Genomic DNA, 18,130 nt, shown 5'->3' on the forward strand with positions numbered 1-18,130 from the left:
TTAATTAACGAAGAGCAGCAACCACCGCATCACCCATCTCGGAGGTGGATACGCGTTTCATTCCAGCCGTATCAATATCGGCCGTGCGATAACCTTGCGCCAGAACGGTTTGCACAGCCTTCTCAATGCGCTCGGCTTCATTTGCTAAGTTGAGAGAAAAGCGTAACATCATCGCTGCTGACAAAATGGTGGCCAAGGGATTAGCAATATTCTTTCCAGCAATGTCAGGGGCTGAACCATGGCTGGGTTCATACAAACCTTTATTGTTCTTATCAAGGGATGCTGAGGGCAACATGCCAATCGAGCCCGTGAGCATAGCAGCCTCATCGGAGAGAATGTCTCCAAATAAGTTGCCAGTGACGATCACATCAAAGGACTTGGGGGCACGCACTAATTGCATGGCAGCGTTATCCACATACATATGACTTAACTCCACATCGCTGTATTCCTTTGCAATCCGGGTCATGACCTCGCGCCATAACTGGGAGGTCTCCAGCACATTGGATTTATCCACACTGCACACTTTGTGATTACGCTTACGAGCCGCTGTAAATGCTACGTGCGCAATTCGCTCAATCTCAGGTTCGCTGTAGCGCATGGTGTCAAAGCCCTCACGTGCTCCTGTAAAGAGCCCATCAGGAGCATTACGAATACCCTTGGGTGAACCAAAATAGATATCGCCATTAAGCTCGCGCACGATCAGGATATCGAGGCCGCCAACAATTTCAGGTTTTAGGCTCGAGGCGGCGGTTAACTCCTTGTAGCAAATCGCTGGACGGAAGTTTGCAAAGAGGCTCAAATGCTTGCGTAGACCCAAAATTGCTTGCTCAGGTCTTAACTCGCGCGCTAGAGTGTCGTACTTCCAGTCACCCACCGCTCCAAATAAGATAGCATCGGCTGCTTTAGCCAAATCCAGAGTAGCCGGGGGCAATGGATGACCCGCCACGTCATAGGCAGCTCCGCCAACTGGAGCGGTTTCCATCTCGAGGGGTAATTTGAGCGCTTCTAGAACTTTTACGGCTTGCGCAACGATTTCCGGACCAATGCCATCGCCCGGGAGAACAGCAATTTTCATCATGAACCTTTATGTAATGGCGCTAGCCCATTGAGCGCCAGGAGTGCGTCAGACTACGGGAGCTGGGTCGCAAGCCATGGCATGCGCAATATGCGTTCTGCCTCAAAAGCTTTTATTTTATCGGCATGCCGTAGGGTTAGACCAATATCATCTAAACCGTTGAGCAAACAATACTTCCGAAACGGGGTGACCTCAAAGCGATAACGACGCCCATCTGGGGCAATCACTTCTTGGCTCTCAAGGTCAATGGTAAGTTGATAGCCAGAGAATGCTTTGGTCTCATTAAATAGGTGGTCGACCTCTTGCTCCGATAAAACGACGGGTAAGAGCCCATTCTTAAAGCAATTATTGAAGAAAATGTCCGCAAAACTTGGGGCAATAATCGCCCGAAATCCGTATTGCGCTAAGGCCCATGGTGCATGCTCACGGGAGCTTCCACAACCAAAGTTCTTGCGCGCCAGCAAAATACCGGCCCCTTGGTAACGCGGCTGATTCAGGATAAAGTCAGGGTTTAGGGGGCGCTTCGAACAGTCTTGACCAGGCTCCCCCTGATCCAGATAGCGCCACTCATCAAAGAGATTCTGACCAAAACCGGTCTTCTTAATCGATTTTAGGAACTGCTTCGGAATAATCGCGTCGGTATCGACGTTCTCGCGATCCAATGGGGCGACTAGCCCCTGATAAACCGTAAATGCATCCATGATTATTTGACCGGTGTGACTGTAACGTCTTTGTTATTGGTATTTGTGCTTGGAGTACCCGCTGGATTAGGCGCAGTCTCCACGGGCTTCGCCTGTGGATCCATTTTTTTGCCCATCTCCTGTAAATCTTTACCAACGCCTGTCCACGTGTTTGCGCAGGCTGTAAGCGTGATCGTTGAAAGAAGAATCAATCCGGAGCGCATCAAAAGGTTCATATTCATATTCTAGGAAAGATTAAGCGATCTTGCGCACATCCACAAAATGCCCTTCAATTGCCGCAGCGGCAGCCATTGCGGGACTGACTAAATGAGTGCGGCCACCCGCTCCTTGACGACCCTCAAAATTACGGTTAGAGGTTGAAGCGCAGCGCTCTTCAGGTTCCAAGCGATCAGCATTCATTGCCAGACACATCGAGCAACCCGGCTCACGCCACTCAAATCCAGCGGCTTTAAAGACCCGATCAAGACCTTCGCGCTCGGCTTGTGCTTTCACCAAACCAGAGCCTGGTACCACTAAGGCTTGCTTGACATTGACCGCTACCTTCTTACCTAAACGCTCAACTACTTTTGCGGCAGCTCGCAAGTCCTCAATCCGGCTGTTGGTGCATGAGCCAATGAAGACTTTGTCTACATAAATGGTGTCAAGTGGCAAATTGGGTTCAAGCCCCATGTATTGCAAGGCGCGCTCCATTGCTTGACGCTTGACAGGATCCCGCTCGCGCTCCGGGTCGGGCACGCGACTACCAATTGGCAGAACCATTTCTGGGGAGGTGCCCCAACTAACTTGGGGGGCGATCTCTTCAGCCCGCAACTCAACCACGCGATCAAAATGGGCGCCGGGGTCTGAATGCAAGGTGCGCCAATATTGCAAGGCTTGGCGCAAAGCCTCACCCTTGGGAGCGTAGGGTCGCCCTTGGATGTATTCAATGGTGGTTTCATCAACGGCAACTAAGCCAGCGCGCGCACCGGCTTCAATCGCCATATTACAAATGGTCATGCGCCCTTCCATCGATAGCTGACGAATGGCCTCACCCGCAAACTCAATGGTGTAGCCCGTGCCACCGGCGGTGCCAATCTTGCCAATCACGGCCAAGATAATATCTTTTGCCGTGCTACCGGGTTGGAGACGACCTTCAACCCGTACCAACATGTTCTTACTCTTTTTCATGAGCAAGGTTTGGGTTGCGAGCACATGTTCCACTTCGGAGGTGCCAATCCCAAAGGCCAGTGCTCCAAACGCACCATGCGTGCTGGTATGAGAGTCTCCACAGACTACAGTCATCCCAGGCAAGGTAGCGCCCTGCTCAGGGCCAATCACGTGCACGATGCCCTGACGCTGGTCATTCATCTTGTACTGGGTAATACCAAAGCGATCACAGTTTTGATCTAAGGTGTCGACTTGCAACTTAGATACTGGGTCGGCAATACCCTCGGTACGATCTGTAGTGGGCACATTGTGATCAGAGACCGCGAGGTTGGCTGAGACACGCCAGACCGGGCGAGCGGCAAGACTCAAGCCTTCAAAAGCTTGTGGGCTCGTCACCTCATGAAGCAATTGTCGATCAATGTAGATGGTTGCCGTGCCGTCTTCTTCTGAATGAACGACGTGCTCATCCCACAACTTGTCATAAAGCGTACGCATAATTCCCTTTAAAGCAAAAGAAGCAATATAACGCTTATTTTCGCCCAGAAATGGGAGGAACGGCTCGAGGGCTTGCGCCGGTGAATAACTGACGTGGGCGACCAATCTTGTATTCAGGATCGGTAATCATTTCTTCCCACTGAGCAATCCAACCAACGGTTCGGGCGAGTGCAAAGATGCAGGTAAACATCTCGGTCGGAATACCAAGCGCCCGCTGCACAATACCGGAGTAGAAATCGACGTTCGGATAGAGCTTACGACCCACAAAATAATCATCCTCAAGCGCAATTTTCTCGAGGGTCATCGCGAGCTTAAAGAGTGGATCATTTTCTAATCCAAGCTCTTTGAGAACCTCATGACAGGTCTCACGCATGAGCTTAGCGCGGGGATCAAAGTTCTTATAGACGCGGTGGCCAAAGCCCATCAAGCGAACATTGGAGTTCTTATCTTTCACCTGAGCGATAAATTCACCAATCTTCTCCACACCACCACTTGCCTGAATCGAATTCAGCATCTCAAGGCAGGCTTCATTGGCGCCACCATGGGCTGGGCCCCAAAGGCATGCAATACCGGCAGAGATGGCAGCAAACGGGTTAGTACCCGATGATCCAGCCAAGCGAACAGTTGAGGTTGATGCATTTTGCTCATGATCAGCATGCAAGATGAAGATGCGATCGAGCGCACGAACCAAGACCGGATTGACTTTATAAGGCTCGCATGGCGTTGCAAACATCATACGCATGAAGTTGGCCGTGTACGACAGGTTATTGTCTGGGTACATAAACGGTTGGCCTATCGAGTACTTGTACGACATAGCCACTAAGGTCGGCATCTTGGCAATCAACCGAATTTGGGCAATCTCGCGGGCCTTGGCGTCACCATAATCAATTTCATCATGGTAGAAGGCCGCCATGGCGCCAACCAAACCGGTTAACACCGCCATGGGGTGCGCATCACGCCGGAATCCCCGCAAGAAGAACTGCATTTGCTCGTGCACCATGGTGTGATGCATCACCATGTCTTGAAACTCACGATTTTGTTTCTCGTTTGGAAGCTCACCTTTAATTAAAAGTTGGCACACTTCGAGGAAGTCACAATTCTTGGCCAGATCTTCAATAGGGTAACCCCGATAGAGTAATTCGCCTTTATCGCCATCAATGAAGGTGATCTTTGAGCTACACGAGGCGGTCGATAAAAAGCCAGGGTCGTAAGTGAACTTTCCAGTTTGACCATAGAGCTTACGAATATCGATCACATCGGGACCTTGGGTGCCCTTATAAATTGGCAGCTCGATATCGGGCGTACCGTCAGAGAAAGAAAGTTTGGCTTTGATGTTTGATTCAATCATGGTTTATTCCCAATCAGTCAATGCAATTCATTATCGTTGACGCAACATACCCAATACCGCTCTAGCAGGCTCAGAATCCATCGCCGGATTCAATTCTTTGCGAGCCAACAACAAATCCAGCAAATCATTGTCATCCAATTGCAAGAGCGTGGATAGCGCCTTGCCCTGCTCATCATTTAGTTCATGAGCGAATCGATGAAAGAAACGCTCCAGAATTAAATCGTTTTCCAACAAACCGCGTCGCGCTGCACTGCGAAGCTGATAAATCTGCTTAGCGTCAAGGCTCATACTGCCCGACGCACCATCAATTCTTTAATCTTGCCAATCGCCTTGGTTGGGTTGAGATGCTTCGGACAAACGTCAACGCAATTCATGATGGTATGGCAACGGAACAAGCGATACGGATCTTCCAAATTATCTAAGCGCTCGGCAGTTGCTTGATCGCGGCTATCGGCAATAAATCGATAGGCTTGAAGCAGGCCAGCGGGTCCAACAAATTTATCGGGGTTCCACCAAAATGATGGGCACGAGGTTGAGCACGACGCACACAGAATGCACTCATACAAACCATCTAACTCTTCACGCTCTGCCGGACTTTGCAACCGCTCTTTCTCGGGCGGCGGCATGTCGTTAATTAAATAAGGCTTGATCGAGAGGTATTGCTTAAAGAACAAAGTCATGTCAACGATCAGATCGCGCACCACTGGCAACCCTGGCAAAGGACGCAGAGTAATCTTCTGGGGCAAGGATCGCATGTTGGTTAAACATGCAAGACCATTCTTACCATTGATGTTCATGGCATCAGAGCCACAAACACCCTCACGGCAGGAACGACGATAGGAAATACTCTCATCTTGCTTCTTCAGCGAGATCAGGGCATCTAAGAGCATGCGCTCACCCTTGAGCTCTAACTCATAGCGCTGCATCCGAGGAGCCTTATCAACTTCTGGATCGTAACGATAGATTTCAAAGATACGGGTATCACTCATAGTCTTTATCCAAATATTAGAACGTACGCTCTTTAGGTGGAACCGACTCCACCGTCAGGGGTTTAAGTTGCACCGGCTTGTAATCCAATTGATTGCCTTCGTACCACAGGGTATGTTTCATCCAATTGGCATCATCGCGCTTCGGAAAATCATCATGAGCGTGCGCACCACGACTCTCCTTGCGAGCGGCTGCAGAAATCATGGTGGAGTTTGCCGTCTGGATTAAGTTGTCAATCTCTAGCGCTTCAATCCGCGCAGTATTGAAGATCTGTGATTTATCTTTCACCCACAGGTGCTTGGCACGCTCAGTGAGTTCTGCCATCTTGCGTACACCCTCATCGAGTAACTCTTGGTTACGGAACACACCAGCGTAGGTTTGCATGGTCTTACGAATATCGTTCGCAAGGTCTTGCGCATACTCACCCGATGTGCTGTTATCAAGCTTGGCAATCCGCTCAAGTGTGAACTCGCCAGCATCCGCAGGCAATGGTTTGTGCTCACGGGCTTTCAGGTTGGCTTGTACGACGTGATTGCCTGCGGCACGACCAAAGACCAATAGATCCAATAGCGAGTTGGTACCCAGACGATTTGCGCCGTGTACCGAGACACACGAGCACTCACCAATCGCGTAGAGGCCATTCACAATCGTATTGGGATTGCCATTCTTCGGAACCACCACTTGACCATGAATATTCGTGGGAATACCGCCCATTTGATAATGAATCGTTGGCACCACAGGGATGGGTTCTTTGGTCACATCCACGTTCGCAAAGTTCATACCAATTTCGTAGACCGAGGGTAAACGCTTCATGATGGTCTCAGCACCAATGTGCGTGAGATCCAACACCACATAATCACCATCTGGACCACAACCACGCCCTTCTTTGATTTCTTGATCCATCGAGCGCGATACAAAATCGCGTGGGGCTAAATCTTTTAGCGTGGGTGCATAGCGCTCCATAAAGCGCTCACCATTTTTGTTGCGCAGAATCCCGCCTTCACCACGACAGCCCTCGGTGAGCAAAACGCCTGCGCCCGCAACACCGGTTGGATGGAACTGCCAGAACTCCATGTCTTCTAGAGGCAAGCCAGCACGCGCCGCCATGCCCATACCGTCACCAGTATTGATGTACGCATTGGTAGACGCAGCCCAAATACGGCCTGCTCCACCGGTGGCCATCAAAGTAATCTTGGCTTCGAGGATGTAAACCTCACCGGTTTCCATTTCAAGTGCGGTGACACCCACGACATCACCCTCTGCATCCCGAATCAAATCAAGCGCGAGCCACTCAACAAAGAAATGGGTCTTTGCTCTGACGTTGCGTTGATACAAGGTATGCAACATGGCGTGCCCAGTTCGGTCAGCTGCTGCACAAGCGCGTTGCACAGGCTTCTCGCCATAGTTTGCAGTATGGCCGCCAAAGGGGCGTTGGTAAATGGTGCCATCGGCATTGCGATCAAACGGCATACCGAAATGCTCAAGCTCATAGACTACCTTGGGTGCCTCACGGCACATAAACTCAATCGCGTCTTGGTCACCCAACCAATCGGAGCCCTTCACCGTATCGTAGAAGTGATAGTGCCAGTTGTCCTCGCTCATATTGCCAAGCGATGCGCCAATACCACCCTGCGCAGCAACGGTATGTGAACGGGTCGGGAATACTTTTGATAAGACTGCAACGCTAAGTCCTGCTTCTGAGAGCTGCAAGGCTGCACGCATTCCAGAGCCGCCGGCCCCCACGATCACAGCATCAAAACGCCTGCGGGGAAGTGATTTTTTAATGGCTGTCATTTCTTACACTTTCCATAGGATCTGTATGGCATACGCAGCACAGCCGACGAGCCATAAAACGGTAATAACTTGTAGGCCCAAGCGAATGCCAACGGGCTTGACGTAATCCATCCAAATATCACGCACACCAATCCAGGCGTGATAGAAAAGGCTTAACAGCGCTAGAAGAGTCAGCACCTTCATCAGCGGATTGGCAAACAATCCTGCCCAACCGTCATAACTGGGATTGCCGTTCAGAAGATAAACGATCAATAGAACAACAGTGAATGCAACCATCACAATCGCGGTGACGCGCTGAATAATCCATTCTTTAAGCCCGTAATGGGCACCAACCACCAGACGCTTAGGACCAATATTATTTTTTGACATAGCGCGTGACCTAGAAGAGACCAAATGAACGCAGACCTAAAATCGCAGTCAGCGTGAGACTAATAACCATGACCGATACTGCTGAACGATTTGCGGCCGCCTTATCCACTCCGATCTCAAGATCAAGAAACAAGTAACGAATCCCGGCAAAGAAATGGTGCAAATAGCCCCAAATCAAGCCTAAGCAAATTAACTTCACGAGCGGATTACCCAGCAAGTTCGAGAAATAAGCAAAGCTGACCTCAGAGGCCAGGCTTTTATCGAACAAAAAGAGAATGAAGGGAAGAAACAGAAATAAGGCGGCACCAGAAATACGGTGAAGGATGGAAACTTTGCCGGGCCAAGGAAGTCGATATTGGGCAAGTTGTGCAATCCCGATGTTCCGGAACACTGGCCGCTGCTGGGCTGGATTTGAGTCCTGGTGTGAGTCACTCATAGCTGGTTGTATTCCTGACTAAGTAAGGGCCAAATTGTTAAATTGTTGTATTGCAACATATTCTATTAGAAACGTCAGACTTAGTGGACACTTTTTTGCATCCAATAGCCTAACTTATTGATTTTAAGTAATTTTATTAATATATCTTTAGGTGTTTATCCTTAATGCATTAGCTTAATTCGTTCACATAGTGCAACTTCGTGGTCTCGTAATACGCCATACGGACCTCAACCGGCTTATTGCCATAGGTGAAGCTACGGCGCTCAACTGATAAGAGCGCTGCGCCAGGGGCAAGATTGAGGTGTTTGGCCAACTCAGCACTGGCATTCACTGCCTTGATTTGCTCCTCGGCCCAGACCATGTGGGTATTGAATTCGCTTTCATAAAAGCCATACAAGGGTCCATGCCAACTACTCAAGCGCTCAAGGCTGATTCCCTCAAAACGCTTTGGCAAAAGGTAAATGGTCTCAAATACGGTTGGCTGCCCACCAAAGCGCTGAATCCTCTTGATTTCGATGACCGGATCACTGGGCTTCTGCTCCAAAAGCGAAGCAATATGTGCGTCGGCCTGGCGTGACTCGCAGCTCAGAAAAGCGCTCTTCAGAATCAGCTCTTTGCCATCATCTGGAACGAGGCGCAAGAACCGAAATTGCACGGCATCTTCGCGATGGCTAGCGACAAAGGTACCCTTCCCTTGGTGTCGCACCACCACATTCTCGGCTGCAAGGGCGTCGATGGCTTTGCGCACAGTTCCTTGACTGACCTTATAGCGCTCGGCCAGGTCCATCTCACTTGGGATTGGGCTCCCAGGCTGCCATTCACCGGCTTGCAAGCTCTCCAATAAGAGCTCTTTAATCTGTTGATACAGAGGGCTAAAGTTGGCAGATTGCTCTACGGATCGCATCGTAACTAATCGTGATTCTTTTATCTTATAAAAGACTTGGCTCTAGTGTAAATGTAAACTAATGGTTTGTAAGCAAGTTCATCATTAACCCTTTATCCGGAGTTTGTAATGGCAAAAGCCCCTATGCGTGTCGCTGTCACTGGTGCAGCAGGTCAAATTGGTTATTCCCTACTGTTTCGTATTGCCAATGGCGATATGTTGGGCAAAGATCAGCCCGTCATTTTGCAGTTACTGGAGATTCCAGATGAGAAGGCACAAAAGGCCCTCAAAGGGGTCATGATGGAACTGGAAGATTGTGCATTCCCTTTATTGGCCGGAATGACTGCGCATAGCGATCCAATGACCGCCTTCAAAGACATTGATGTGGCTCTCTTAGTCGGTGCTCGTCCACGCGGCCCTGGTATGGAGCGCAAAGATTTACTCTCCGCCAATGCGCAAATTTTTACGGCTCAAGGCAAGGCTCTCGATCAAGTTGCCAAGCGAACTGTCAAGGTATTGGTGGTTGGTAACCCCGCCAATACCAATGCCTATATTGCGATGAAGTCTGCACCTAGCCTGCCGGCCAAGAATTTCACGGCTATGTTGCGTCTTGATCACAACCGTGCCCTCTCCCAGTTGGCAAGCAAGACCAATAAAGCAGTCGCTGATATTGAGAAGCTCATTGTGTGGGGCAATCACAGTCCAACCATGTACCCCGACTATCGCTTTGCGACGGTCAATGGTCAGTCGGTCAAAGATCTGATTAATGATCCAGCTTGGAACAAAGATGTCTTTATTCCAACGGTGGGCAAACGCGGTGCTGCCATCATTGAAGCACGTGGCTTATCGTCAGCTGCCTCTGCAGCTAATGCGGCGATTGATCATGTGCGCGACTGGGTCTTGGGCACCAACGGTAAATGGGTCACCATGGGCATTCCCTCCGCTGGAGATTACGAGATCCCTGCTGAGATCATTTATGGCTTCCCCGTGACCTGCGCCAATGGTGAATACACCCTCGTTAAGGGTCTAGAAATTGATGCGTTCTCTCGTGAGCGCATGACCTTGACCTTGAATGAGTTGCTTGAAGAACAAGCGGGCGTTAAGCATCTTTTGGGTTAAGATCAATCCATTGGAGAAGTTCACTTTAGGAGATGGCATGCGCAAATTATCAAGCTCATTACTTCCAGTATTGCTTGTGGGTATGGCGCTTGGTGTTGCGCATGAAGTTCGTGCACAAGAGAGTGCATTGACTGTGCCGCATGTCTGGACCTGTAGCAACAATGAACGCTTTATTACGAGCGGCCCCGTTGAGAAGCTCGAGGTGCAATGGCGCTCCAAATCCTATGCGATGCTCAAAGAGCAGTCCCTGCCAGGTAGCATGCGATTTAAGAACTACGACAGCGGTCTTGATTTAGTGGTGATTGGCCCCAAAGCCATGCTGTTTAATATCAAAACGGGTGTTCGAGTAGCGGATGAATGCAAGACCGTAGCCATGAAAGAAGGTCGAGAAGCCCACCTTCTCGCCCTCGAGAAGTAATTAATTCAGCACGAATCAATGAAATAAGGGTTGCTGCGAAGGACTATCTTCGGGCATCTCGGCGTGAACCACCTCACCCTGCCGATCTGGAAATAGTGGCACCCCACAATCATCACACAACTCGGGTGTAAATAAGACGGCGTGTCGGAATACATCTTCCACGCCAGCGTCATGTAAGGCATCACAAATCCGTTTAATTGGACTCTCTTCATCTGAGACATCATTGAGTGCGTCACTTGCCACACTCTCGCGATCGTATAAGGGCCAAATTACCCCATAGATAATCTCTGAAGAACCCTTGAGGCTAAACGAGATACGGTACTCATCGGCTTGCTCTTCACCAAAGGCGCCGACCACACATGACAAGCCAGCGGGTAGCACCCCAAGAGTGGATTCTAAAAAGTTCACGGCTGCACGAATACTCAAGGGCCGCACATGTTTATCTGCCAAGCGACAGTTCGTAAAATACGCCTCGGGTAGGAGGAGCTCAAACTCACAACCGGGTAAGAGTTGGCATAGTGGGTCATACATGGCGCTTTGCCACTCTGCCAGGGCCACACCACGCTCTTGACGCTGAGGTCCATCCATTTGCCAGCGAAAGATCGGTTGCTGATGTGGCGCAATAATCACCGCCAAAATGAAGCGCGGATCGGCCAGAACAGCAATGGTCTCTGACATATCACGCAGCTCGAGCTTCATCTCACCACCGGATACAGCAGCATTCGCCAGGGTCTCAAGTAAGGTGCGAGTCTGGGTATGCGAATGAGGCATTTGATCAATGCTATAGAGCCAGGGCACGATGGCAAATTGCGTGCCCTCAGCAGCAACGGCTCGTTGTAATGCGCCCGCCGATGCTTCAATTAAGGAAACGGGCAAGGGCCCTGAAGGAATTTGATAACGAGTATGAGCCACAATGGGCATCGCAATCAATAATGCATCCCAATGCGTACCCTCATGCTCAAAACTCATGGACTCGGCCAATGTCTCGGCGGTATCGGCTAACACCTCAAAGGCAACCGTATTGATCCGAAAGGTTTGATCAAGCGCCGTATCAATCACCGATTGATGATGGCTCTTTAAAAGCTTGAGAAGACGGGTTCGTAAACGCTCTTCCCAAAACCGATCTTCAACCTGACTACCCGATGCTGCCAGCGAAATGGAATCGGCTACTAAGCGCTCGGTCTCAGGCGAGGTCCGTTGCGATGATTTAGAACGATGAACCGCCATAATGAATGAGCACTCCTGCTAAATGAATTTACTTCAGAATTTACTTCGCTTGTTCTGCACGACGAAATACGGGTTTATCCGGTTTCGATTCAGCAGCACTGTAGCGATAGCCTTCGGATTTAAAGTGCTTGAGCTCTGAGGGGTCAGTAATACGATTCTCCACCACAAAGCGCGCCATGAGTCCTCGTGCTCGTTTGGCATAAAAAGAGATGATTTTGTACTTGCCGTCCTTCTCATCCTGAAAAACCGGTGAGATCACTGGACACCCCAAAGCATCGGCTTGCAATACTTTGAAATATTCTTCCGATGCTAAGTTCAGTAAGAATGGTTTTTTCTGTTGACTCAGTGTTTTCTCAAGGGCTTTCGTAATGCGATCGCCCCAAAAGGCATACAAATCTTTACCGCGCGCATTTTTCAAGACAGTGCCCATTTCCAAGCGATAGGGTTGCATTAAGTCCAAGGGGCGCAAGACTCCATAGAGACCTGACAAAATCCGTACGTGCTCTTGCGCAAAGTCTAGTGCCTTCGCATCCAAGGATTTTGCGTCAAAGCCTTCGTACACATCCCCATTAAAAGCGAGAAGCGCCGGGCGACTGTTCTCGGTTGTGAATGTTTTGGACCAATCGCGATAACGTCCCACATTCAGCGCTGCTAATGGGTCTGAGATTCCCATTAATTTGCCCACCTGCTGGGGGGAAAGTTTTTTGAGATCCGCTATCAGCTTAGCGGACTCCCCCACAAAATCAGGCATGGTGTGTTTTTTTACTTTCAGCGGTGATTCGTAATCGAGGGATTTGGCAGGCGATAAAACAATTAACATAAATAATGGCTCGTTTAATAGTGCTTAGTACCCTATTCTAGTCACCTTCAATTATTTTGCAGACGCGCCAATCCGCTTGGCAATCGCGGCGCTGCAAATACCAGCCAGAACGGCCCATTCCAAAGAGATGGTTACGGTACCAACGCCAGTAATGACCATCGGGATCCATTCTTGTGCCCCCGAGCGAAATTCATGGCGAATCTGCCTAAGATCAATCAGGTTCCAGGCCACCGCTAATAGTAAGGCGGCAATCACCGCATAAGGCAGATGCTCCGCCAAAGGTGAAACAAAGATCAAGATCACTAATAAGAAGACCGCGGCACAAATTGCGGCGAGCGGCGTTTGCGCATTGGCAGCCAAGTTCACACCAGAGCGATTAAACGATCCACTCGATGGATAGGCTGAGAAGAAGGATCCACCCACATTCGCAAGCCCCTGAGCAATGAACTCCTGATTCGCATCAAACGAGTCATTGCGTTTCAGGGCTAGAGCACGTGCAATTGCCATTGCCTCGGTCGATGCCAACAGAGTCATTACCAAAACAGGCCCGAACAGAAGTTGCAGATGCTCTAGTGACAGGACTGGATACGAAAGTGGTGGCAATGCCCCAGGGATCGCACTCACCTTACGGATCCCAGAAAATTCGGTGAAGTACTGTTCCAGAACCAGCAGGGCAACACTACCCGTAATCACCGCAATCAGCATCGCGGGGATCCAACGATTGAGCGGTTTCCACAAACGCATGGTCACCAAAGTAATCAGTACTAGAGCCAATACCTGTGGTCGCCATTGGCCTTGATGAATCGCAATAATGGTTTGTATGATTGTGTCAAGCACACTCGTGCCACGCGCGATCTCAATACCCAACAAGGTTCCAACTTGGCTATTAATGATCAGTACAGCAGCGCCAGCAGTAAAGCCCACAATCACCGAGTGCGGCACTTTCTCAACCCACTTCCCTGCCCCACCTAAACCCAATGCAATCTGAATCACGCCAATCAGAAAACTAAGCGTGAGTACCAGCACTACGTAATGCTCGCTCTCCGGAATCGCGAGCGGCGCAATCAATGCCATGGTGGTTAGCGAAATTGCATTGGCTGGGCCGGTCACCATTAAGCGGCTTGATCCAAAGAGTGCGGCAATGATGCATGGGACCATCGCAGCATACAAACCATAGTGCGGGGGCATGCCTGCTAATAGAGCAAATGCAATCCCTTGAGGCAACACCACGATGGCGCCCGTTAATCCAGCGAGAAGATCCGCACGCACCACTCCCGGCTTCTGATATTCGGGTAACCAACGGGTAAAGGGCAAAGAGAACCGCAATTTATGAATGATCCTAAGTACTTAGAGTTAGCGTGGCACAATTTAGTTATGCCATCACCGCTTCTCCAAACTCCACATTCTAGCGATAGTCTTGCGCCCGAGGGCTGGTTTACCTCCAAACTACCGCAAGTTGGCACCACGATTTTCACCACCATGTCGGCATTGGCGGCTGAGCACCAAGCCATCAACTTAGGGCAAGGATTTCCGGACTTTCCTTGCGATCCGGCCCTACTCGATGCCGTCAACCACGCCATGCGTTTGGGTCATAACCAATATGCCCCCATGCCAGGCATTCTTGAACTGCGTGAAGCGCTTGCGCAGAAGATTGCAAGCCTCTATGGCCATCACTATGATCCGTACTCTGAAATTACGGTAACCGCTGGGGCAACCCAAGCAATCTTTACTGCAATTCAAGCTTGCGTTGGTCCCAATGATGAAGTGATTGTGATTGAACCCGCCTTTGATAGTTACTTACCAGCCATTCAATTGGCTGGTGGTAAAGCGGTGCCTGTGGCAATGGAGATTGTGCGCGATCGTGATGGACTCGTCGATGCTTATGCCTTGCCATGGGAAGCACTAGCGAATGCCATTAATCCAAAGACCCGTTTAATTATTACCAACACACCACACAATCCTACGGCTAGTATTTGGGATGCTGATGATTTGGAACGCTTATATAGCTTGGTCAAAGATACCTCGATCTTGATCCTGAGCGATGAGGTCTATGAACACATGGTGTTTGATGGCAAACCTCACGAGAGTATCGCGCGCCATGCAGCACTCGCAGAGCGCAGTTTCTTGGTCTCTAGTTTTGGCAAGACCTTTCATGTCACGGGCTGGAAACTCGCATTCATTGCCGCCCCCGCTGTACTCATGCATGAATATCGCAAGGTACACCAATTTAACGTGTTCTCAGTCAATACACCCATGCAGTACGCGGTTGCGCACTACATACAAAACCCCGAGCATTACCTGGGTCTTCCAGCGTTTTACCAAGCCAAGCGCGATTATTTCCGGGCGGGTCTTGCTAGCACCCCACTGAAGTTATTACCGTGTGCGGGTAGTTATTTTCAATGCGTTGATTACACCGCCTTACCGCGCAAAGAGGCCAGCCTTCCAGAAGCAGAGTTCTGTCGTTGGTTAACCACGGAGTTGGGTGTTGCAGCCATTCCAAACTCGGCCTTCTACGCCAATCAAACAGAATCAGGAGTCATCCGTTTTTGTTTTGCCAAACAAGAGTCAACACTGAAGACCGCACTACTTCGTTTACAAGCCTTAGCACCATAATCAATACCGATAAGAGAGCCATGATGAAAAAATCCATGATCGATGTATACAGCTGGGCCACTCCCAATGGCCATAAGATCCATATCATGATGGAAGAATGCGGCTATCGCTTAGATCGCGATTGGCGTGCCATTCCGATTGATATTGGTAAGGGGGATCAATTTAAGCCCGCTTTTCTGAAAATCAGCCCCAATAATAAGATCCCAGCGATCGTCGATCCCGATGGCCCCGATGGTAAACCGATTCATCTATTTGAATCCGGCGCTATCTTGCTCTATCTGGCTAATAAGACAGGACGCTTCTTGCCTAAATCGATTCGGGGTAAATACGAGACCATGGAGTGGTTGATGTTTCAGATGGGTGGCTTAGGTCCGATGTTGGGCCAAAATCATCACTTTCGTTTATATGCACCCCAGAAAATTGATTACGCCATAGAGCGCTATACCAATGAAGCAAAGCGTTTGTATGGTGTCTTGGATGAGCGTTTGAAGAAAAATAAGTTCATCGTTGGTAATGAGTACACCATCGCTGATATTGCTATCTATCCCTGGACACGTCGTTGGGATAAACAAGGGATGGATCTCAAGGATTACCCAAACTTCAAACGCTGGTTTGAGATGGTTGGTACGCGACCTGCAGTGCAACGCGGTGTTGAGGTATTAACCACTCTGCGTAAGCCTGAGATGGATCCGAAGGAAAAAGAACAGTTGTTTGGCGCAACTCAATATCAACGTAGGAAGCTAGCAAAATGACCATCACCTCGATTGGAATCATTGGTGCTGGCACGATGGGTAATGGCATTGCTCAAGTGGCCGCCAGCGCTGGATACGATGTTGTATTACTGGATGTTAGCGATGCAGCGCTCGAGAAAGGCTTGGCAGCACTAAGTAACAGCCTAGATCGCCTGATTAAAAAAGAAGTAATTAGTACTGAGCAAAAATCCCAAACCTTGGCGCGGATTAAGACCACTACGCAATACACCGATCTTGCTTCAGTCTCTTTGGTGATTGAGGCCGCCACTGAGAATCAAGCCATCAAAGAATCGATCTTGCATCAAGTCGATCAGGTAGTTAGCAAAGATACGATTATTGCGAGCAATACCTCGTCCATCTCGATTACGCACCTGGGTTCACTCAACTCACGACCCGAGCGTTTTATTGGGATTCATTTTTTCAATCCCCCACCCCTCATGGCCCTTATCGAGGTCATCATGGGCAAGCAAACCAGTCCCGAGACCCTGAAGGCTGTGCTGGCGATGGCCACACGTATGGGCAAGGAGCCTATTACTGTTCAAAGCTCACCAGGCTTTGTCGTCAATCGCATCCTTTTGCCAATGATCAATGAAGCCTTCTTTGTCTTGCATGAAGGAATTGCTAGCCCCGAAGATATTGATACCGGTATGAAACTTGGTTGTAACCACCCCATTGGCCCCTTAGCATTGGCCGACCTGATTGGTCTTGATACTTGCCTAGCGATCATGGAGGTGTATCACAAAGAATTTAAAGACGATAAATATCGTCCATCACCCTTACTGATTGATTTGGTTGCCAAAGGCCATCTAGGACGCAAGACTGGACGCGGAGTGTATGCCTACGACAAAAAGTGAGTTGCCAACGATTGTGCGGATCCTTGGGTACGCGGGACTCATTCCATTTATTGGGCTGGCGTTCATGGTGCAGCTAGCAGATAGTCCCAATGATCTGATCGCTCTTGAGTCATTGGTCGCCTATGGTGCAGTGATCGTCTCGTTTTTGGGCGCCTTGCACTGGGGCGCTTGCTTTAAGACCATCGGCGGGTCAACCCAAAATCGCTGGCTTGATCACAGCGTTTGGATATGGGGGATCATGCCAGCACTGATTGCGTGGTTGGCGATTCATATCTTTATTCCATTAGCGCTGCTCTTACTCGCAGCCACTTTGATCGTACAACGTGCGATTGATCAACGCACTTACGCGTACTATTTTGAGAACACTCAAATGGCCAATGCGTTCTTACGCATGCGCACCCACTTAACAGTGGTGGCTTCAGTGTGTTTGATCTGGGCGGGTCTAGCTAGCTTGATTCGTAATTACTAATCGAGTTTTTCTGATGCTAGTGCTTCTGGTGGGCAGCAGAAATAATTTTCTCGGTATACGCAATTGCTAATGCCGATAGCACAAACGTCACATGAATCAAGGTTTGCCAGAGCAAGGTTTTCTCATCGTAGGAGGAGGCGTTGATAAACGTCTTTAGCAAATGAATCGAAGAGATCCCAATAATCGCGGTAGCCAGTTTGACCTTTAATACTCCGGCATTGACATGCGAGAGCCATTCGGGCTGATCGGGGTGATCATGAAGATCTAAGCGTGAGACAAAGGTCTCCCAGCCACCCACAATCACCATCACCAAGAGATTGGAGATCATCACCACATCAATCAGTCCCAAGACGATCAGCATCAAGGCAGTCTCGGTCATCTCATTCGTTCCCATCATCGTGATGAGATGAATTAGCTCTAACCAGAACTGCCAAACATAAACACCTTGGGCGACAATGAGGCCAATATAAAGTGGGGCCTGCAACCAGCGGGACATAAAGATCCAGCGCGGCAATGGGCGCAATTTCTTTTCGAACACGAATTCTTTGTTTTCACTCATGGCGAGGATTTTAACGAAGTTTGTGTCATGGCCATGACGCTAGCGGCTTCCTTAAAAGTGCGAGA

21 protein-coding genes are annotated in these 18,130 nt (G+C 49.5%); 6 read left to right on the forward strand and 15 right to left on the reverse strand.

Going from position 1 to position 18,130, the window contains the following annotated elements:
• Positions 1–4 precede the first annotated feature (4 nt).
• The 11 genes from leuB to AOC32_RS05220 form a co-directional block, all read right to left on the reverse strand.
• The gene (gene leuB / locus AOC32_RS05170) at positions 5–1,075 is read right to left on the reverse strand and encodes a 3-isopropylmalate dehydrogenase (protein WP_108509347.1); all 1,071 of its coding nucleotides are present in this window, start codon (positions 1,073–1,075) and stop codon (positions 5–7) included.
• 53 nt (positions 1,076–1,128) lie between these two features.
• On the reverse strand, positions 1,129–1,776 hold the full coding sequence (gene leuD / locus AOC32_RS05175) for a 3-isopropylmalate dehydratase small subunit (protein ID WP_108508459.1): 648 nt from the start codon (positions 1,774–1,776) through the stop codon (positions 1,129–1,131).
• A 2-nt stretch (positions 1,777–1,778) separates the two neighbouring features.
• Complete coding sequence (locus AOC32_RS05180; protein WP_159074900.1) at positions 1,779–1,991, reverse strand: hypothetical protein; 213 nt, start codon at positions 1,989–1,991, stop codon at positions 1,779–1,781.
• 19 nt (positions 1,992–2,010) lie between these two features.
• Positions 2,011–3,420 carry a 3-isopropylmalate dehydratase large subunit gene (gene leuC / locus AOC32_RS05185; RefSeq protein ID WP_108509348.1) on the reverse strand — a complete coding sequence of 470 codons (1,410 nt, stop codon included), beginning with the start codon at positions 3,418–3,420 and terminating at the stop codon, positions 2,011–2,013.
• 31 nt (positions 3,421–3,451) lie between these two features.
• Complete coding sequence (gltA, locus tag AOC32_RS05190) at positions 3,452–4,765, reverse strand: citrate synthase (RefSeq protein WP_108508461.1); 1,314 nt, start codon at positions 4,763–4,765, stop codon at positions 3,452–3,454.
• 30 nt (positions 4,766–4,795) lie between these two features.
• Positions 4,796–5,053: a succinate dehydrogenase assembly factor 2 gene (locus AOC32_RS05195; protein ID WP_108508462.1), complete on the reverse strand. Its 258-nt coding sequence runs from the start codon at positions 5,051–5,053 to the stop codon at positions 4,796–4,798.
• Positions 5,050–5,754: a succinate dehydrogenase iron-sulfur subunit gene (locus AOC32_RS05200; protein WP_108508463.1), complete on the reverse strand. Its 705-nt coding sequence runs from the start codon at positions 5,752–5,754 to the stop codon at positions 5,050–5,052. Before AOC32_RS05200 ends, AOC32_RS05195 begins: the two co-directional genes overlap by 4 nt.
• Positions 5,755–5,770: 16 nt before the next feature.
• A complete protein-coding gene (gene sdhA, locus AOC32_RS05205) occupies positions 5,771–7,546 on the reverse strand; it encodes a succinate dehydrogenase flavoprotein subunit (RefSeq protein ID WP_108508464.1) in 1,776 nt (591 codons plus the stop codon).
• Between the two features lie 3 nt (positions 7,547–7,549).
• The gene (gene sdhD / locus AOC32_RS05210) at positions 7,550–7,915 is read right to left on the reverse strand and encodes a succinate dehydrogenase, hydrophobic membrane anchor protein (RefSeq protein WP_108508465.1); all 366 of its coding nucleotides are present in this window, start codon (positions 7,913–7,915) and stop codon (positions 7,550–7,552) included.
• A gap of 10 nt (positions 7,916–7,925) precedes the next feature.
• Positions 7,926–8,351: a succinate dehydrogenase, cytochrome b556 subunit gene (sdhC, locus tag AOC32_RS05215; RefSeq protein ID WP_108508466.1), complete on the reverse strand. Its 426-nt coding sequence runs from the start codon at positions 8,349–8,351 to the stop codon at positions 7,926–7,928.
• A 169-nt stretch (positions 8,352–8,520) separates the two neighbouring features.
• A complete protein-coding gene (locus AOC32_RS05220) occupies positions 8,521–9,255 on the reverse strand; it encodes a GntR family transcriptional regulator (protein WP_108508467.1) in 735 nt (244 codons plus the stop codon).
• Between the two features lie 108 nt (positions 9,256–9,363).
• Here AOC32_RS05220 and AOC32_RS05225 point away from each other — a divergent pair, with 108 nt between their 5' ends.
• Together AOC32_RS05225 and AOC32_RS05230 are read left to right on the forward strand one after the other, a co-directional pair.
• Positions 9,364–10,353 (forward strand): malate dehydrogenase, encoded by a 990-nt coding sequence (locus AOC32_RS05225; protein ID WP_108508468.1) that lies wholly within the window; start codon positions 9,364–9,366, stop codon positions 10,351–10,353.
• A 37-nt stretch (positions 10,354–10,390) separates the two neighbouring features.
• Entirely contained in the window at positions 10,391–10,771 is a 381-nt protein-coding gene (locus tag AOC32_RS05230) for a hypothetical protein (protein ID WP_108508469.1), read from the forward strand.
• Positions 10,772–10,786: 15 nt separating this feature from the next.
• Here AOC32_RS05230 and AOC32_RS05235 read toward each other — a convergent pair whose 3' ends face one another.
• The 3 genes from AOC32_RS05235 to AOC32_RS05245 are packed head-to-tail and all read right to left on the reverse strand — an operon-like array spanning position 10,787 to position 14,144.
• Positions 10,787–11,998 (reverse strand): DUF2863 family protein, encoded by a 1,212-nt coding sequence (locus AOC32_RS05235; RefSeq protein WP_108508470.1) that lies wholly within the window; start codon positions 11,996–11,998, stop codon positions 10,787–10,789.
• A 40-nt stretch (positions 11,999–12,038) separates the two neighbouring features.
• Complete coding sequence (yaaA, locus tag AOC32_RS05240) at positions 12,039–12,818, reverse strand: peroxide stress protein YaaA (protein WP_108508471.1); 780 nt, start codon at positions 12,816–12,818, stop codon at positions 12,039–12,041.
• A 51-nt stretch (positions 12,819–12,869) separates the two neighbouring features.
• The gene (locus tag AOC32_RS05245; protein WP_159074901.1) at positions 12,870–14,144 is read right to left on the reverse strand and encodes a SulP family inorganic anion transporter; all 1,275 of its coding nucleotides are present in this window, start codon (positions 14,142–14,144) and stop codon (positions 12,870–12,872) included.
• Positions 14,145–14,192: 48 nt separating this feature from the next.
• On the opposite strand from AOC32_RS05245, the gene AOC32_RS05250 reads away from it, so the two are divergent.
• Genes AOC32_RS05250 through AOC32_RS05265 form a run of 4 tightly spaced genes read left to right on the forward strand, consistent with a single transcriptional unit; the run spans position 14,193 to position 17,506 of the window.
• Positions 14,193–15,431, forward strand: a complete 1,239-nt coding sequence (locus AOC32_RS05250; protein WP_108509349.1) for a pyridoxal phosphate-dependent aminotransferase — start codon at positions 14,193–14,195, stop codon at positions 15,429–15,431.
• Positions 15,432–15,466: 35 nt separating this feature from the next.
• Positions 15,467–16,183: a glutathione binding-like protein gene (locus tag AOC32_RS05255; protein ID WP_108509350.1), complete on the forward strand. Its 717-nt coding sequence runs from the start codon at positions 15,467–15,469 to the stop codon at positions 16,181–16,183.
• Positions 16,180–17,037 (forward strand): 3-hydroxybutyryl-CoA dehydrogenase, encoded by an 858-nt coding sequence (locus AOC32_RS05260; RefSeq protein WP_108508473.1) that lies wholly within the window; start codon positions 16,180–16,182, stop codon positions 17,035–17,037. Before AOC32_RS05255 ends, AOC32_RS05260 begins: the two co-directional genes overlap by 4 nt.
• Complete coding sequence (locus AOC32_RS05265; protein ID WP_108508474.1) at positions 17,018–17,506, forward strand: DUF3429 domain-containing protein; 489 nt, start codon at positions 17,018–17,020, stop codon at positions 17,504–17,506. The genes AOC32_RS05260 and AOC32_RS05265 overlap by 20 nt, the downstream gene beginning before the upstream one ends.
• 16 nt (positions 17,507–17,522) lie before the next feature.
• Here the strand turns inward: AOC32_RS05265 and AOC32_RS05270 are convergent, their stop codons facing one another.
• On the reverse strand, positions 17,523–18,065 hold the full coding sequence (locus AOC32_RS05270) for a TIGR00645 family protein (protein WP_108508475.1): 543 nt from the start codon (positions 18,063–18,065) through the stop codon (positions 17,523–17,525).
• Positions 18,066–18,130 lie beyond the last annotated feature (65 nt).

Origin of the sequence: Polynucleobacter acidiphobus, assembly GCF_003065385.1 — a bacterium.
In the GTDB taxonomy this organism is placed as follows: Bacteria; Pseudomonadota; Gammaproteobacteria; order Burkholderiales; family Burkholderiaceae; genus Polynucleobacter; species Polynucleobacter acidiphobus.

Coding starts and splice junctions, on each gene's coding strand:
- AOC32_RS05270 (WP_108508475.1), bottom strand. CDS start 18,065: ATGAGTGAAAACAAAGAATTCGTGTTCGAAAAGAAATTGCGCCCATTG.
- gltA (WP_108508461.1), bottom strand. CDS start 4,765: ATGATTGAATCAAACATCAAAGCCAAACTTTCTTTCTCTGACGGTACG.
- sdhD (WP_108508465.1), bottom strand. CDS start 7,915: ATGTCAAAAAATAATATTGGTCCTAAGCGTCTGGTGGTTGGTGCCCAT.
- AOC32_RS05195 (WP_108508462.1), bottom strand. CDS start 5,053: ATGAGCCTTGACGCTAAGCAGATTTATCAGCTTCGCAGTGCAGCGCGA.
- AOC32_RS05255 (WP_108509350.1), top strand. CDS start 15,467: ATGATCGATGTATACAGCTGGGCCACTCCCAATGGCCATAAGATCCAT.
- leuD (WP_108508459.1), bottom strand. CDS start 1,776: ATGGATGCATTTACGGTTTATCAGGGGCTAGTCGCCCCATTGGATCGC.
- sdhA (WP_108508464.1), bottom strand. CDS start 7,546: ATGACAGCCATTAAAAAATCACTTCCCCGCAGGCGTTTTGATGCTGTG.
- AOC32_RS05200 (WP_108508463.1), bottom strand. CDS start 5,754: ATGAGTGATACCCGTATCTTTGAAATCTATCGTTACGATCCAGAAGTT.
- AOC32_RS05230 (WP_108508469.1), top strand. CDS start 10,391: ATGCGCAAATTATCAAGCTCATTACTTCCAGTATTGCTTGTGGGTATG.
- AOC32_RS05260 (WP_108508473.1), top strand. CDS start 16,180: ATGACCATCACCTCGATTGGAATCATTGGTGCTGGCACGATGGGTAAT.
- AOC32_RS05235 (WP_108508470.1), bottom strand. CDS start 11,998: ATGGCGGTTCATCGTTCTAAATCATCGCAACGGACCTCGCCTGAGACC.
- sdhC (WP_108508466.1), bottom strand. CDS start 8,351: ATGAGTGACTCACACCAGGACTCAAATCCAGCCCAGCAGCGGCCAGTG.
- AOC32_RS05250 (WP_108509349.1), top strand. CDS start 14,193: ATGCCATCACCGCTTCTCCAAACTCCACATTCTAGCGATAGTCTTGCG.
- AOC32_RS05225 (WP_108508468.1), top strand. CDS start 9,364: ATGGCAAAAGCCCCTATGCGTGTCGCTGTCACTGGTGCAGCAGGTCAA.
- AOC32_RS05265 (WP_108508474.1), top strand. CDS start 17,018: ATGCCTACGACAAAAAGTGAGTTGCCAACGATTGTGCGGATCCTTGGG.
- AOC32_RS05180 (WP_159074900.1), bottom strand. CDS start 1,991: ATGAACCTTTTGATGCGCTCCGGATTGATTCTTCTTTCAACGATCACG.
- yaaA (WP_108508471.1), bottom strand. CDS start 12,818: ATGTTAATTGTTTTATCGCCTGCCAAATCCCTCGATTACGAATCACCG.
- leuB (WP_108509347.1), bottom strand. CDS start 1,075: ATGAAAATTGCTGTTCTCCCGGGCGATGGCATTGGTCCGGAAATCGTT.
- AOC32_RS05220 (WP_108508467.1), bottom strand. CDS start 9,255: ATGCGATCCGTAGAGCAATCTGCCAACTTTAGCCCTCTGTATCAACAG.